The organism is Actinomadura barringtoniae (assembly GCF_017573505.1).
Classification (GTDB): domain Bacteria; phylum Actinomycetota; class Actinomycetes; order Streptosporangiales; family Streptosporangiaceae; genus Spirillospora; species Spirillospora barringtoniae.
Window position 1 is genome coordinate 283,095 of sequence record NZ_JAGEOJ010000016.1, and the last position, 14,863, is coordinate 297,957.

Genomic DNA, 14,863 nt, shown 5'->3' on the forward strand with positions numbered 1-14,863 from the left:
TGGAGAGTGAGTCCATGGCGTCAGCGGGTCGGTACCTGGAAATCGCCGACAGCCTGCGCGAACGCATCGATGGCGGCGAGTGGGAGCCCGGAGACAACCTTCCGATCCACACAGAGCTGGCCAAGGAGTACGGCGTCTCCCGCAACGTCGTCGCCGCAGCGATCAAGAAGTTGGAATCCGAGGAGCGGGTCTGGGCGGTACCGCGCCGAGGCACGATCGTCCGGCATCGTCAGCGCCGCGCGATCATGCGAACCAATGTCGTGCGGCGCAACACCCGCCATGTGGCCAACGGTGAAGAGGTGGCGGCCGGATACAGCTTCCCAGCGGCGCAGGGCAATGAACTGTGGGTGCATCACACCGAACCGGATGTCTCCGAGGTGCCGATGACCGATGCGCGCCTGGCGCACATGCTCAACGTGAAGGTAGGCGCGAAGATCCTTCGGCGCCTTCGAGTGACCGGACCGCCGGACGAGCCGCCCTTTCAGATCAGTGCGACGTGGATCCATCCACGTGGTGTCGCGGACGCTCCCAGGGTGAAGGAGCCGTATGGCACTGGCCCGGGCGCGTGGCTCGACCGCTTGGAAGAGTCCGGGCATGGGCCGATCGAGTGGATGGAACGACGCAGGGCCCGGATGCCTGAGCCGGCAGAGGCCGGGCTGCTCAAGGTGCCCACATCACTCCCAGTCTGGGAGATCGTGCGTATCGGCTACTCGGCCAAGGATGAGAACGCCATCGAGGTCACCCAGGTCATCATTCCGTCCGACCGGATGGAAGAGGTGTCGCGGCTCATGCGAGACGAGTCGGCAAGGTGGCCGCATGAAGAGACTGGAGCGGACGGGCCGCCGGTCGCGGGACGGGGCAAGGACTCAAACTGAAGCTGACCGTGACCGCCCCGGAGATCATGTGAGTCCGTTGCCTGAACGCATGACCGATCACTGGTGGTGGAGACCGGGCGTCAGGCCTGGTCGGCGGCTGCTGGTCTGGCACATCCTGCTTGACGACCTGCCCGAGGTCCGCGACCTCGTGCGGCAGTGTCAAGACAAGCTCGCCGACTTCGACGGTCTCGATCTGATCCCCGAGCCATGGCTGCACATGACCACCCAGATCGTCGGGTTCCCTGACCAGATCCCGGACGCTGAGGTGGATTCGATGGTCGAGGGAGTGCGACAGCGTTTCGTTGACCTTGCACCCGTGGAGGTGGAGATCGGGAAGCTGTGGTTCCACAGCGAGGCCGTGATGCTCGGCATTCGCCCGGCGAAAGGCCTGGACCCGGTCCGCACGGCGATCCGGACCGCCGTCGCAGAGACGGTGCGGGCACACCAGCTCGCCGACGAGCCCGCCTGGACTCCGCACGTCTCGATCGCCTACAGCAGCGGGGACGGCCCGGCTGCTCCCGTCATCCAGGCTTTGGACGTGCCGGTCGTGCCTCGTCCGCTGCGGATCACGGCTGTGGATCTTGTGGAACAGGTCCGGGACGGTCACCTCTACCGCTGGGACCGCAGGGCGCGGGCCTATCTGGGCCAGCAGAGCCGCGCTCGCGAGTGAGCTCGCGGAAGGGCCGAACCACTTAAGGGGTGGGGGTCTGGGGGCTTGCCCCCAGCTTGGAAGGCTGTCCGAGCGTAGCGAGGGCGATGCCTTTAGGTGCGTGCTCAGGCGTCGGGGTTAGTCGGAGTCGGGGAGGCCTAGGGAGAAGGCGGCGTCCAGGTCGTGGCGGGAGTAGGTCTCGAAGGCGATGTGGGTCTCGGTGCTGAGGATGCCCGGGACCTTGTTGAGGCGGCCTGGGATGACGTCGTTGAAGTCCTCGTGGCGGTGGACGCGGACCATGGCGATCAGGTCGTATTTGCCGGTGATGGAGTAGACCTCGCTGACGCCGTCCAGGGCGGCGATCGTCTCGGCTACCTCGCGGATGCGGGCTACGTCGGTCTTGACCAGCACGATCGCGGTGTGCACGGGTCCTCCTCAGGCGGCAAAGGGCTTGTGCAGAGCCTATCTAGCCGCGGGACAGGGCGGCGATCCGGCGGCGGGCGGGGCCGGCGCGGCGGGCGGCTATGGCGAAGAGGGCTCCGGCTATGAAGCCGTAGATGTGGGCCACGTAGGCGACGCTGCTCTTCTCCTCGGAGACGGCGTCGACTCGGAGTGAGTACCACTGGACTACGAAGAAGAGGCCCATGACGACCCAGGCGGGCAGGCGGAGGACGAAGAGGGGTGGTACGTAGCTGACGAAGCGGCCGCGGGGGTTGAGGATCAGGTAGACGCCCATGACCCCGGCGATCGCGCCTGAGGCGCCGATGAGGGGGACTGTGGAGTCGGGCGATGTGTAGGCGAAGCCGTAGACGGCTACCAGGCCGAAGAAGAGGTAGCTGAGGAGGTAGCGAAGTCTGCCCAGGCGGTCTTCTACCCCCATGCCGACCACGAAGAGGGCTACCAGGTTGCCCAGGAGGTGCACGGCGCCTGAGTGCAGGAACATCGACTCGAAGGCCGATACCCAGGGGACCTTGTGGAAGTCCGAGGGGCCGCACTCGCGGGCTACCTGGCTCGGAATCGGCTGCTGCTCACCGGTTGTGAGCTCCTTGGGGATGGCCCCGTGCTGCAGCGTGAACTCGACCGCCTTGCACTCGCGGACCTTGCCCTCTCCGTACCAGGTGGAGAAGTTGGCCATCGGCGTGATCAGGAAGACCAGGACGTTGGCCGCCACCAGGAGGTAGGTGACCCACGGGACGCGCCGGGTCGGCTGGCTGTCGTAGAGAGGCAGAGCCATGTCAGTCCTCTCCGATTGCCCCGGTTCCTCCCGCCTCACCTTAGTGGGCGTCCGGCGCCCCGGCCCTCAGGCTCGGCCGGGACGTAGGCGTTGTCGATCCATTCGCGCAGGCCCTCGGCGCCGTGCAGGGGGCACGACCATTCGCCGTCCACCTCGACCAGGCGGCCGCCGGGCGCGTCGAGCCAGCGCAGGATGCATTCCATCTCCTCGGCTGTGGCGCTGCCGGAGGGGCCGGGGCCGGGGAAAACGGTCTCGGCGGTGGCGATGAGAGCGTCCACGTAGGGGCGCGGGTGGGCGCCGGGCGGGATCGTTCCGGCTGCGGCCAGGCGGCCGTAGCGGACCACTGAGAGCTCCCAGCCGCCGTCGAAGGCGGGACGGGCGGCCACCAGCTGGGAGCAGCGGGCCAGGGCGGTCAGGCGCTGGCCTCGGGCGGCGGCGCGGACGAACGCGGCCAGGCGGTCGCGCTGGGCTGCGGCCTCCTCGTAGCGCAGGCCCACGGTGAGGCGGTCGATGCGCACCTGGGCGGCGGCGACGACCGGGCGTACGTCGCCCTCCATGATCGAACGGGCCGATTCGGCGTGCAGGGCGTACGCGGCGGCGGGTTCGCGGCCCTCGCAGGGGGCGCCGCAGCGGCCGATCTCCGACAGGAGACAACTGCGGGCGCCGCCGCGTTCGATCAGCCGGAGGGTGAGCCGCTGCGAGCATTGGCGCAGGGGGACGGCCTCGTGCAGCGCGGCGCGGGCCTCCTCGGCTTGGCGCTGGGACCCCAGCGGGCCTAGGTAGACGGCGCCGTCGTCGCGGCACTCCCGGACGATGGACAGGCGGGGGAACGGCTCGACGGTCAGTTTGAGCCAGAACGCGCGTTCGGGATGCTTGGAACGCCGGTTGTAGCGAGGCTTGTGGGCGGCGATCAGGCGCAGCTCCCGTACTTCGGCTTCGAGGCCCGTCGCGCAGACGATCGTGCGGATCCGTTCGGCCAGGCCGACCATCTCGCGGACCCTCCAGCGCGTCTCCGAGCCGGTGAAGTAGCTGCGGACACGGGTGCGCAAGTCGCCGCTCTTGCCGACGTACAGGACCTCGCCGCCATCGTCCTCGAACAGGTAGACGCCGGGGGCGCTCGGCACGTCGTCGGCCAGGTGGCGCTTGCGCTTCTGCTCGGGCGTCGGCGCCTTGGCGAACGACTTGAGCTCCTCCAGCGAGGTCACGTTGAACGAGCCGAGCCGTTCGATCAGACCGTGCAGCACGTCGACGGTGGCCTTGGCGTCGGCGAGCGCCCGGTGGCAGGGCTCGGTGGCCGTACGGAAGAAGCGCGACAGCGTGCTCAGCTTGCAGTTGGGCACCTCGTCCTTGGTGAGCACGCGGCGCGCGAGGTCGGCGGTGTCGACGACGGCGAACGTGGGCCAGGCGTAGCCCTGCTCGGCGCAGGCGGCCTTGAGGAACCCGATGTCGAACGGGGCGTTGTGGGCCACCAGCACGCAGCCGCGGGCGAACTCCAGGAACGCCGGCAGCACCGAGTCGATCTTGGGCGCCGCGTACACCATCTGCTGGGTGATCCCGGTCAGCGCGGTGATGAACGGCGGGATCGGGCCGCCCGGGTCCACCAGCGTGCCGAACTCGCCCAGCTCCAATCCCCCGCTGACCTTCACCGCGCCGATCTCGGTGATCGCGTCGGTGGCGGCCGCGCCGCCGGTCGTCTCCAGGTCCACCACCACGAACGTGACGTCGGCGAGATGGGTCCCGAGATCTTCGAACGTCCCCTGCACCCCCTGTGCGGAAGGCCGATCGGGGTGGGCGGGGTTGGTGCTGCGGGCCATGTCGGGGACCGTAGAGGACGCCACCGACAGACTACGGAGCGCTAGGGTTGTGGCAGATCCGGGCATTCGGCGTTTCTGCTGGTTAAGGCATCGTGCGCCCGGAAATACTCAGCGAACGGCGGTAACGGCCTGGGAGGAGCGGGATCATCGACGGCGGCCCCGAAGCTCAGGAGCGCCTGGCGCGGCCTCTGCCCGAGGCCGTACGCCAGGGCGTGGTCGAGGCCGCGGCCGAGCTGATCGGCACGCTCCCCGCGGCCGAGGTCCCGGTACCGCTGCGCCGGTTCGCCCAGTTCGAACGGCGCAAGCGGGCCAAGCTCGCCGGGCAGCCGATCGCGGCGCTGCTGGAGAAGGACGAGGACTTCCGGCTCCGCGTCGCCGAAACCTTCCGCGAGTCCCAACCCGACCTGGTGGCGGCGGTCGAGGCGGGTGAGCTGCCCCCGGCGGCCGATCCGGTACGGGTGGCGGTGATCGCCTATCTGCTGCGGCCCGAAGGGTGGACGGGACTCGTCGAAGCGGCCCGTGAAGAGCTGGAACGCTCCGCGAGCGTGTCCGAGGGCGAGGCCGCCGAACGCAAGATCGCCGCGCTGAGGGAGGAACTCGCGGCCGCCCGTACGACCCGTTCGGCCGAGACCGACAAGCTGCGCGCGGAGCTGCGCGACGCCAAGGCCGAGATCGCCGAGCTGCGCCGCAAGGTGCACGAGGCGCGGATCAAGGCCAAGTCCGCGCACGAACGCGCCGAGGCCCTGGCCGAGGAGACCGAACGAGAGCTGGCCGCCGCCCGCGAGTCCACCGCGGCCTCCGACAAGGAGATGCGCAAGCTGCGCGGCAAGCTCGCCCAGGCCGAGGCGACCGCCGAGGCCGCCCGGCGCGCCGCCCGCGAGGGCCGCAACGTCGACGACGTGCGGCTGCGCATGCTGCTGGACACGCTGGTGGACGCGGCCCAGGGCGTACGGCGCGAGCTCGCCCTGCCCACGATGATCGCCAAGCCCGCGGACGCGGTCGGCGGCGTCGAGCCCGACAAGCTCGCCCACCGCAACCTCCCAGGCCGCGCCCTGTCGGACGACGACCCGCAGCTGCTCGACCGGCTGCTCACGCTCCCCCAGGTCCACCTGGTCGTGGACGGCTACAACGTCACCAAGACCGGCTACGGCGAGCTGCCGCTGGCCGACCAGCGCCGCCGCCTCCTGTCTGGGCTCGGCGGCCTCGTCGCCCAGACCAAGGCCGAGGTCACCTGCGTCTTCGACGGCGCCGAACTGGACGCCCCGGTCGCGATCGGCGCCCCCCGCGGCGTACGGGTCCTGTTCAGCCACCCCGGCCAGACCGCCGACGAGCTCATCGGCGAACTCGTCCGCGCCGAACCCTCCGGCCGCGCCGTGGTGGTCGTCTCCTCCGACCGCGAGGTAGCCGACGCCGCCCGCAAGGCCAACGCCCGCCCCGCTGTGTCTTCTTTGCTCCTTCGTCGCCTTTCGCGGGTGTGACCCCCTCGCCTGGCGGCTCGGCGGTCACACCCGCGAAAGAGGCGAGCGCGACATCGCTTCGCGATCTTCGCGGACGACTTCGCCTCCGGCTCGTCGCCCGCTCAGGAAGCGCGCTCGCGTGCACATGCCGCCCTCCTGGACGCTCGGCTGTCCCGGCGGAAAGCCCTGTGCTGCCGGGGTTTCGGGATTCTGTCGGACCCCTTCCGTACTGTGCGTCACGTTCGGGTCACGCGACTCATGAGGAGGACGGGATGCTGATCGACTGTGACGGGTGCCAGGTGCGCGGTACGGGGTGCGGCGACTGCGTGGTGACCACGCTGCTGGCGGCACCGGCCACGGCGCCCGCGGGGGAGGTCGATATCGATGAGGAGGAACGGCGGGCGCTTCAGGTGCTGGCCGATCTCGACATGGTGCCGCCGTTGCGCTTGGCGCACCGGCGTGGCCGCGCCTCGTGATCATGTAGTCGCCGATAGTGTCGAAAGCCGGACGAGCTTTGCGAATACTGCCGATTCGGTTGTGACTGGTGTTGCCCCATCGCTAATGTCATCCGCTGATAGAAGCGGACGAGAGGGGCATATCCGACCGTGGCCAGTGATCGAGCAAGGCGCGGGGGCTCCCGCCGTCTGATGGCGACGGCCTGCCTGACCGTGACGACCTCCAGCATCGTGCTGCTCCCGGTGGGCTCGGCTCACGCCGACCCGAAGCCCACCGCGGCGTCTGTCCAGAAGAAGCTGGACAAGCTGAACGACCAGGTCGACCACCTGGTGGAGAAGTACAACCAGGTCGGCGAGGACCTCAAGGTCGCGCGGCGCAAGCTGCAGGCGGCCCAGAAGGCCACGCGCACCGAGCAGGCCTCGTTCGAGACGCTCCGCCAGAAGGTCGCCCAGATGGCCGCACAGGCCTACAAGAACGGCGACAACGGCGACGTCCCGGGCTTCCTGAGCGCCGACAACCCGCAGACGATCCTCGACCAGTCGTCGATCTTCTCGCACCTGTCGGAGAACCGTTCGGCGGACCTGAACCAGTTCGTGGCGGCCGCGCAGCGCGTCCGGCGCGAGCAGGCGCAGGCGCAGAGCGCCTTCGACGAGGTGAACGGCAAGGCCAAGGACCTGAAGGGCCAGAAGGCCAAGGTCGACGCCATGATCAAGCAGCAGAAGAAGCTGCTCGCCAAGCTCGGCATCAAGGCCGACAGCGGCGGCTCCGGGCCCCGGGGCGGCACCTACAACGGTCCCGCCAGCGGCAACGCCCGCAAGGCGCTCGACTTCGCCTACAGCAAGCTGGGCACCCCGTACCTGTACGGCGGCACCGGCCCCCGCTACGACTGCTCCGGGCTCACCATGCGGGCCTGGGAGGCCGCCGGGGTCAGCATCACCCGGACCACCAACTCCCAGTACGCGGCGACCAAGCACATCGCCAAGAGCGACCTGCAGCCCGGCGACCTGGTGTTCTTCAGCAACCTCGGGCACGTCGGCATGTACGTCGGCGGCGGCAAGATGATCCACTCGCCGCACACCGGCGCCTCCGTCGAGGTGACCAGCATCACCTCGGGCTACTACCTGTCGAACTTCTACGGGGCCACGCGCCCGTAGCACTCCCCCCTCAGGCTGCCCACAGCGGCCGATTCGATCAACGGACCGGGTCTGACCTGGTCCGTTGTTCATTTTGCCGGTGGTTTGCAATTCAATGACCGTTTGGTACGTTGTGGCCTGGCGGCGTCCCCCAGACGCCGCATCGGTCTCATTGCCCCCTTTGGGCTGATGACCGCGCGGCAGTCCCTGCCGCACCCCCGGACGGCGCCCTCCAAGCGCCGATCCCGCGGCACTCCCCAGGTGCCGCCGGCGGCACCCTCCACGTGCCGCCCCTCGCGACACCGTCCAGGTGCCGCAGAGGCGCGACGCGTTCCACGCGCCGCGCCGGTCTCCCCCGGAGGCCACCGGCCGGCCCGGCCGCACCGTGCGCACGCCGACAGCGTGCATGGCGCTGAGAGCGCGCCACAGCGGTCTTCTCACGGGCGCCGGCCGCGGAACGTGCCCCGTCTGGGCCGTTCCTGACCAAACAACATCAGCGCCGCTCTTTCGCACGCGGGACATCAGGGTCCCGCGCACGGGCCTCATCGCGCCCAAGGATCGCAGCGGCAACGCCGAGTCCGCCGCAGCGCGGAGCCGGGGACCCAAAGGCCGGTGTCCAGTTCGTCTGGACCGGCACCGTCCCGGGGTGAATCGGCGCGCCTCTCCCCTCGAACCCTCGAACGGGGCACGCCGTAGGTCGACTTCCACGTCCGAACCCGTCAGCTAACCCGGTAGGCGTCTGGAAGAAGGAGATACCCCTGTCCAGCAACGCTGTCAGCAGCACCACTCGTCGCGTGCGCGTCACCGGCGGCCTCGTCGCCGCCACCGCGGTGATGACGCCCCTCATCGCGACGGCGACCACCCCCACTGCTGAGGCCTCGGCCAAGGCCGTTCCGGTCTCCAAGGTCGTCAAGCAGGCCAAGCACAAGTCCTGGTCGCAGCGCCAGAAGCTTGCGCAGAAGGCGCTCAAGTACGCCTACAAGAAGAAGGGCAAGCCGTACCGCTACGGAGCGGCCGGCCCGAACTCCTTCGACTGCTCCGGTCTGGTCCAGTGGGCCTACAAGAAGGCCGGGGTCAAGCTGCCCCGCGTCACCGGCCCGCAGTACAGCGCCGTGAAGAACAAGGTCTCCTGGAAGCACCTCGCCCCGGGCGACCTGGTCTTCTTCCACGGCAAGGGCCACGTGGGCATCGTGACCAAGCACAAGGGCAACAAGATCTACATGATCCACGCCCCGCACTCGGGCAGCCACGTGAAGATCGAGAAGCTCAACAGCTACCGCAAGAAGACCTTCTCGGGCGCCGTCCGCCCCTACTGATCCAAGCGCGGATCTACTGATCCAGGCCGGGTCTACTGATCCAGCGTGGATCTACTGATCCAAGGGCGGATCCAGAACCAGGCGCGGCCGCCTCGCCCCCGTGGGCGGCCGCGCCTTCCCCCCTCCTCCCCCCTCAACGACTTCGCGAGACCCTCGCGGTCCCCTCGCATCTCCCCTCCCGCGAGCGGTCTCGCCTTCTTCTCATACGTCTGAGGCCGTCCGGCCCCCCTGGACGGCCCCGCCGAGTCCGCGGTCACGCGGAGCCGGGGAACCACACGTTCCTTTGGGGTGAATCGGCCTCTGAGCAGGCCGTAGGGCAGCTTCCACGCCCGAACCCGTCAGCTAACCCGGTAGGCGGCATGGAAGCCAAGGAGATCCCCTCGTGGGCAAGCACCGAAAGCCCGGACCGCTCACCATCACGGTCCGTACCACCGGCGGCCTGGTCGCCGGCGCCGTCGTCATCGGTACGGCCGCCGCGACCGCCCAGGCGGCGGTGGGAGCGCCCGGCGGCGTTCCCGCCCAGGCCAAGCCCCCCGCGGCCGCCGCTGCGATGAACGTGAACGCCGCTCCCTCCAAGAGCCAGAAGACCCCGGCGCCGCACGACGTTCCGCAGCAGATGTCGGGCAGGGCCGAGTCCGCCTCGGCCAAGCCCGCCTCCCCCGCCTCCCCGGCTCCCGCGCCCAAGAGGCCGACCGCGGCCCAGGCGATCAAGCTGGCCGAGTCCCAGGTCGGAACGTCCGAGGACGGCAACGGCGAGACCAAGTTCGCCGACTGGTACAGCTCCACCGGCCGCGCCAAGGAGACCGTCCAGCGCGACGGCGGCTCGATCGGCGAGTACAAGGACGCCGCCTGGTGTTCCATGTTCATCTCGTGGATCGGCGACAAGCTCGGCTTCAACGACCAGATGGGCTTCGACGCCTGGACCGTCGCGCACGCCAAGTGGTTCGAGGAGCAGGGCCGCTGGGGCGACAAGCCCAAGCCCGGCGCGATCGTCTTCTACAACTGGGGCGGTTCAAAGAGCATCGACGACATCGAGCACGTCGGCATGGTGGTCAAGGACGAGGGCGACGGCACCATCAAGACGGTCGAGGGCAACACCGACAACTCGGTCATGAACCGGGAGCGTTCTGAGGACCAGGTCGTCGGCTACGGGTACCCCGACTACGCGAACTGAGCCGCTCGGCCCGGTCATCGGGGCCGCATCAAAATAGGATCGGCCGCATGGAGCAAGAGCAGCCCGACCGGCCCGGCGCCGCCAAGCGCCGCCGGGCCGTCGCGCTGATCGGCCTGGCGACCGGCGCGTGCCTGCTCGCGGGCGTCGGCGTCGCCGCGACCCGCGACCACCGGTCCGCCCCGGCCGCCCAGGCGACCGCGCCCGTGCGCGCCTCCGGCCGGGCCGCCCCGGCCCGGAGCGCCGTCGAGGCCGTGCTGGCCAACCGGGCCCGTGCCGTACGCGAGCACGACCGGATCGGCTTCCTGGCCACCGTGGCCTCCGCCCCGGCCGCCTTCCAGACCGCGCAGGCCAAGGAGTTCGACAACCTGGCCAAGCTGCCGCTGAAGGACTGGCAGGAGACCTTCCAGGCCGACCAGACGGGCACCTCGATCGTCAAAGTGAGCCTGCGCTACGGGTTCAAGGGCTTCGACCGCGGCCTGGTCGGCCGCACCCGCTACCTGGCGTTCGCCCCCCGCGCGGGCACCTGGGTGATCACCGGCGACGGCACCGGCGACGGGCTGCGCGACGACTCCGACATCTGGGACGGCGGCCCGCTGACCGTCTACAAGGGCCGCAGCTGCCTGGTGATCGGCGACGCGCCGCACCTGGACGAGCTCGCCCGCCGCCTCGACGCCGACGTCCCGAAGGTCACCGCCGTCGTCGGCAAGGGCTGGTCGCGCCGCGCGGTGGCCCTCGTACCGAACGATCCGGCGCTCGCCACCGCGATGGCGGGCGAGGACCAGGACCTCGGCGAGATCGCCGCCCTGGCCACGGTCGCGCCGTCGGCGACGGGCGGCCGGGGCGAGGACCGCGTGCTCATCTCCCCCGGCACGTTCGGCCGCCTGAACGAGCTCGGCCGCGACGTCGTCCTCACCCACGAGCTCACCCACGTCGCCACCGGCGGCGCCCGCGACGACCGCACCCCGCTGTGGCTGATCGAGGGCTTCGCCGACTACGTCGGCTACCGCAAGGCCAAGGTGGGCGTACGGTCGGCGGCCCGCGAGCTGCGCCGTGAGGTCACCACCGGCCGGCTGCCCACGGCACTGCCCGGGCAGGATGCCTTCGCGGGCGACTCTCCCCGGCTCTCACAGGCCTACCAGGAGGCTTGGCTGGCCTGCCGCATGGTCGCGGACCGATACGGTGAAGCCGCACTCGTTCGGCTCTACCGGGCCGCCGGACGGCGCCCGGAGGCGACCGCCCTGCGCGAGGTGCTCGACGTCACTCCGGCGCGCTTCACCTCCATGTGGCGCGACTACCTCCAGAAGGAGCTCCGATGAGCAGCGGGGACACGGGCGAGGCGGCGGCCTCGCCGGAGGAGCGCTCGCCAGAGGATCAGCAGGCAGAGGACCGGTCGCCGGAAACCACAGAGACCACGGCGGCCACCGAGTCCACGGACATGCGACGGCCTCGCGTCGCCGCGGCGATCGCGGCCGCATTGCTGTTCGCGGCGGTGGGTGTGGTCCTGGCGCTCACCACACCCTGGGACCCGCTGCCCGGCTCGGTGCCCGGAGGCGAGGTCAAGCCCGACCCGAAGCTGGACTTCACGCACGCCGAGATCGCGCGGTCCCAGGCGTTCGACTCGGCCATCAACCCGCCGGCCTACCTGGGCCTGATCATCGGCCTGGTGGCGGTGCTGGTCCTCGGCCTCACCCCGCTCGGCTCGCGGCTGATCGGCTGGTCGACGGCCCGGGTGCGGCGCTGGCCGCTGCGCGTGGTCGGGGCCGCGCTGGTGCTCACCACCGTGCTGCGGCTGGTCGGGCTGCCGTTCGACATCTGGAGCGAGTCGATCCTGCGGCGGTACGGGCTGTCCACGCAGAACTGGGGCGAATGGCTGATCGACCAGGCCAAGTCCCTCGCCGTGACCTGGGTGATCTGGTCGGTGGCGCTCCTGCTGCTGTACGCGCTGATGCGGCGCTTCCCGCGCTACTGGTGGACCGGCGCCGCGGTGACCGGGTTCGCGCTGGTCGTGGCGGTCTCGTTCATCTACCCGGTGGCCGTCGAGCCGGTGTTCAACAAGTTCCACAAACTGCCGCAGGGGCAGCTGCGCACCGACCTGCTGGCGATGGCGCAGCGCGACGGCGTCCCTGTGAAGGACGTGCTGGTCGCCGACGCCTCCCGCCGGACCACCGCGCTGAACGCCTACGTGTCGGGCTTCGGCTCGACCCGCCGGATCGTGCTGTACGACACGCTCCTGAAGTCCACTCCGCCGCGGCAGATCGAGTCGATCATCGCCCACGAGCTCGGTCACGCCAAGCACAAGGACGTCCTGTGGGGCACGCTGATCGGGGCGCTGGGCGTCGCCGGGGCGATCTGCCTCCTGCAGCTCCTGCTGACCTCTCCGGCGCTCAGGCGGCGTGCCGCGGCGGGCGGCAGGCTCGGCGACCCGCTGTCGGTGGCGCTGCTGCTGGCGTTGATCACGGTGGCGACCCAGATCGGCACCCCCGTACAGAACCTCATCAGCCGCCACATCGAGGCCCGCGCGGACGCGCACGCGCTGGACCTGACCCGCGACCCGGTGACGTTCACCCAGATGCAGCACGAGCTGTCGGTCCGCAACATCTCCGACCTCACGCCGAACGAGCTCGAATACCTGCTCTGGCTCACGCACCCGGCAGGCCCCGAACGGATCGCGATGGCGCGGGACTGGGCACGGCAGCACCACGTCACCGAGCCCCCTCCCCTCGTCCAGGGCCGCTGAGCCCCCCCCGCACGCATGAGAACGGCCCCGAGCGATTCCTCGCTTCGGGGCCGTTCACGTAACAACGTTCCAGGACGTTCTCGGGGCGTTGTCAGCCTGCTTCGGGCTTCTGGCCCGGGGCGTCGGGCGCGGTGTTGGTGGCGGGGCTCTTCGACGTGGACGCCGACGGTGACGGTGCGACCGGGGCCGGCGGTACGGCCGGGGCGGCGGGCGCCGGGGTCATGCCCTGCGGCCCGGACATCATGGTCTGCTTGAGGGCGCTGCCCTTCACCCAGTCCTTCCAGTTCATCTGCCAGAAGCCCCAGCCGTTGTCGGGCTCCAGGATCCGGCTGGTGCCGGTGATCTTGACCGGGTCGCCGCGGTAGGCGAAGTTCAGGAACCAGCGGGCGTTGCTCGGGCTGGCGTTCACGCAGCCGTGGCTGACGTTGTCGTAGCCCTGCGACCCGACCGACCACGGGGCGCTGTGCACGTACTCGCCGCTGTCGGAGATCCGCACGGCCGAGTAGACGGTCTCCTTGTAGTAGCCCGGGCAGCCCGGACCGCAGCCCACCGTTGAGGAGTCCATGACGACGACGTCTTCCTTGTCCATCGTCAGGTGGTTGCCGTCGGTGGTGGTGTACTTCGTGACCCCGCCCATGCCCATGCTGACCGGGATGTGCCGGACCGTCTTGCCGTTCTTCTTCACGTACATCTGGTGCGACTTAGCGCTCGCCTTCACGATGTGCTCGTCGCCGACGCGGAAGTTCAGCAGCTCGTTGCCCGTGCCGTAAAGGCTCTTGGCCGCCCGCACGCCGCTCAGGTGCGCGCGCAGGCTCACGTTGGTGTGCCGGGGCCAGTACTTCATCGGCCGGAAGACCACCCGCTGGTTGCTGAACCAGTGCCAGGCGCCCTCGACCGGCTTGGACGAACGCACTTCCAGCGCCCGTTCCACCGCGGCCTTGTCGGCGACCTCCCGCTCGAAGTTCAGGATGATCGGCATGCCGACGCCGACCGTCTCCTTCGGGTCGGGCGCCTCGACCGCGCTCTCCAGCTTCTGGGACGACTTGACCTTCGCCGTCGTGAAGTGGCTGCTCACGGTCTGGGTCTTGCCGTCCTTGCCGAGGGCGGTGACGGTGACCTTGTACTTGGCGCCCGGGTCCAGCGTCCAGCGCGACTTCCAGTGGCTGCGGTCGGCGCTGAGCTCGCCCTCGACGTCGTTGCCCTTGGTGCTGACGGTGACGTCCTCGATCGTGCCATGCTGGGCGGCGATGCCGATCGCGCTGTCGGGGCGCAGCGCCCCGGTTCCGTCGCTCGGCGTGAGCGCGAGCTGGACGGCGTCCTTGCCGTCGGTCAGCCCGCTCTCCGAACAGCCGGCGGCCGTCCCCGCCGTCAATGAGATCCCTATGACCACGGCGGTCGCGCGTCGTCCGCGCCCCACCGTTCCTGAGACGCAGACCTGCACCGCACAAACCCCCCGGTCACGTTACGCATGCGAATGTGTTCGCACAGTGCACGCGCGAACGCGGACCATTATGAAGGGGGCCGGTGCTCGCGCGCTCGCGAACACCGGCCCCCTTGGGGTTTCTTTGCCGATCAGTGGCCGATCGGTGGGCGGCCACCGGCCGATCAGTGGGCGAAGTGCCCCCGGTAGTACTCGAAGACCAGCCCGATCGAGCTCATGATGACGGCGGCGGCGCCGAGCAGCACCATCCACCAGCCGAAGATGACGCCGAGCGCGACCGTGGCCGCCGACAGGCCGAGGAACAGCGGCCACCAGCTGTGCGGGCTGAAGAAGCCCAGCTCGCCGGCCGCGTCCGCGATGTCGCCCTCGGGGTCGTCCTCGTACAGCGGACCGTCGTTGGCCTTCTCCAGCCGGCGGACCGTGAAGTGGATGTAGAACCCGATCAGGCCGGCCAGGCCGATCGACAGGGCCAGCGCGGTCGTGCCGGTCCAGTCACCCGACCAGAGCCAGTAGACGATGTCGGTGGCGAGGAAGAAGACCGCGCACCCGTAGAACATGAAGGCCTGTACGCGCATCG

14 protein-coding genes and 2 riboswitches are annotated in these 14,863 nt (G+C 69.9%); of the genes, 9 read left to right on the plus strand and 5 right to left on the minus strand.

Annotated features, from left to right (window positions below; translation table 11 throughout):
• Nucleotides 1–14: 14 nt before the first annotated feature.
• Both J4573_RS36140 and J4573_RS36145 read left to right on the plus strand, forming a co-directional pair.
• Nucleotides 15–875, plus strand: coding sequence for a GntR family transcriptional regulator (locus tag J4573_RS36140; RefSeq protein WP_208260578.1), 861 nt, complete (start codon nucleotides 15–17; stop codon nucleotides 873–875).
• 49 nt (nucleotides 876–924) lie between these two features.
• Nucleotides 925–1,545 carry a 2'-5' RNA ligase family protein gene (locus J4573_RS36145; protein WP_208260579.1) on the plus strand — a complete coding sequence of 207 codons (621 nt, stop codon included), beginning with the start codon at nucleotides 925–927 and terminating at the stop codon, nucleotides 1,543–1,545.
• Nucleotides 1,546–1,662: 117 nt separating this feature from the next.
• Here the strand turns inward: J4573_RS36145 and J4573_RS36150 are convergent, their stop codons facing one another.
• From J4573_RS36150 to J4573_RS36160, 3 genes are read right to left on the minus strand one after another with little or no spacing between them, the layout of a single operon-like run.
• Nucleotides 1,663–1,950: an Lrp/AsnC family transcriptional regulator gene (locus tag J4573_RS36150; RefSeq protein WP_208260580.1), complete on the minus strand. Its 288-nt coding sequence runs from the start codon at nucleotides 1,948–1,950 to the stop codon at nucleotides 1,663–1,665.
• A 40-nt stretch (nucleotides 1,951–1,990) separates the two neighbouring features.
• Nucleotides 1,991–2,758, minus strand: a complete 768-nt coding sequence (locus tag J4573_RS36155; RefSeq protein WP_208260581.1) for a rhomboid family intramembrane serine protease — start codon at nucleotides 2,756–2,758, stop codon at nucleotides 1,991–1,993.
• A 35-nt stretch (nucleotides 2,759–2,793) separates the two neighbouring features.
• Nucleotides 2,794–4,572, minus strand: coding sequence for a DEDD exonuclease domain-containing protein (locus J4573_RS36160; protein WP_208260582.1), 1,779 nt, complete (start codon nucleotides 4,570–4,572; stop codon nucleotides 2,794–2,796).
• Nucleotides 4,573–4,784: 212 nt separating this feature from the next.
• Here J4573_RS36160 and J4573_RS36165 point away from each other — a divergent pair, with 212 nt between their 5' ends.
• The 7 genes from J4573_RS36165 (at nucleotide 4,785) to J4573_RS36195 (ending at nucleotide 12,845) form a co-directional block, all read left to right on the plus strand.
• On the plus strand, nucleotides 4,785–6,050 hold the full coding sequence (locus J4573_RS36165) for an NYN domain-containing protein (RefSeq protein ID WP_307797170.1): 1,266 nt from the start codon (nucleotides 4,785–4,787) through the stop codon (nucleotides 6,048–6,050).
• A 251-nt stretch (nucleotides 6,051–6,301) separates the two neighbouring features.
• Nucleotides 6,302–6,505 (plus strand): hypothetical protein, encoded by a 204-nt coding sequence (locus J4573_RS36170; protein ID WP_208260583.1) that lies wholly within the window; start codon nucleotides 6,302–6,304, stop codon nucleotides 6,503–6,505.
• A 171-nt stretch (nucleotides 6,506–6,676) separates the two neighbouring features.
• A complete protein-coding gene (locus J4573_RS36175; RefSeq protein ID WP_208260584.1) occupies nucleotides 6,677–7,639 on the plus strand; it encodes a C40 family peptidase in 963 nt (320 codons plus the stop codon).
• A gap of 539 nt (nucleotides 7,640–8,178) precedes the next feature.
• Nucleotides 8,179–8,372, plus strand: a riboswitch (cyclic di-AMP (ydaO/yuaA leader).
• A gap of 40 nt (nucleotides 8,373–8,412) precedes the next feature.
• Nucleotides 8,413–8,934, plus strand: coding sequence for a C40 family peptidase (locus J4573_RS36180; RefSeq protein ID WP_307797171.1), 522 nt, complete (start codon nucleotides 8,413–8,415; stop codon nucleotides 8,932–8,934).
• A gap of 229 nt (nucleotides 8,935–9,163) precedes the next feature.
• Nucleotides 9,164–9,306, plus strand: a riboswitch (cyclic di-AMP (ydaO/yuaA leader).
• A gap of 10 nt (nucleotides 9,307–9,316) precedes the next feature.
• Nucleotides 9,317–10,108, plus strand: coding sequence for a CHAP domain-containing protein (locus J4573_RS36185; RefSeq protein WP_307797172.1), 792 nt, complete (start codon nucleotides 9,317–9,319; stop codon nucleotides 10,106–10,108).
• 47 nt (nucleotides 10,109–10,155) lie between these two features.
• Nucleotides 10,156–11,424 (plus strand): hypothetical protein, encoded by a 1,269-nt coding sequence (locus tag J4573_RS36190; protein WP_208260585.1) that lies wholly within the window; start codon nucleotides 10,156–10,158, stop codon nucleotides 11,422–11,424.
• On the plus strand, nucleotides 11,421–12,845 hold the full coding sequence (locus J4573_RS36195) for a M48 family metallopeptidase (RefSeq protein WP_243774081.1): 1,425 nt from the start codon (nucleotides 11,421–11,423) through the stop codon (nucleotides 12,843–12,845). Before J4573_RS36190 ends, J4573_RS36195 begins: the two co-directional genes overlap by 4 nt.
• A 91-nt stretch (nucleotides 12,846–12,936) precedes the next feature.
• Here the strand turns inward: J4573_RS36195 and J4573_RS36200 are convergent, their stop codons facing one another.
• Together J4573_RS36200 and J4573_RS36205 are read right to left on the minus strand one after the other, a co-directional pair.
• Nucleotides 12,937–14,217: a L,D-transpeptidase gene (locus tag J4573_RS36200; RefSeq protein ID WP_243774082.1), complete on the minus strand. Its 1,281-nt coding sequence runs from the start codon at nucleotides 14,215–14,217 to the stop codon at nucleotides 12,937–12,939.
• Nucleotides 14,218–14,450: 233 nt separating this feature from the next.
• Complete coding sequence (locus J4573_RS36205) at nucleotides 14,451–14,861, minus strand: cytochrome c oxidase subunit 4 (RefSeq protein WP_208260586.1); 411 nt, start codon at nucleotides 14,859–14,861, stop codon at nucleotides 14,451–14,453.
• Between the last annotated feature and the right edge of the window lie 2 nt (nucleotides 14,862–14,863).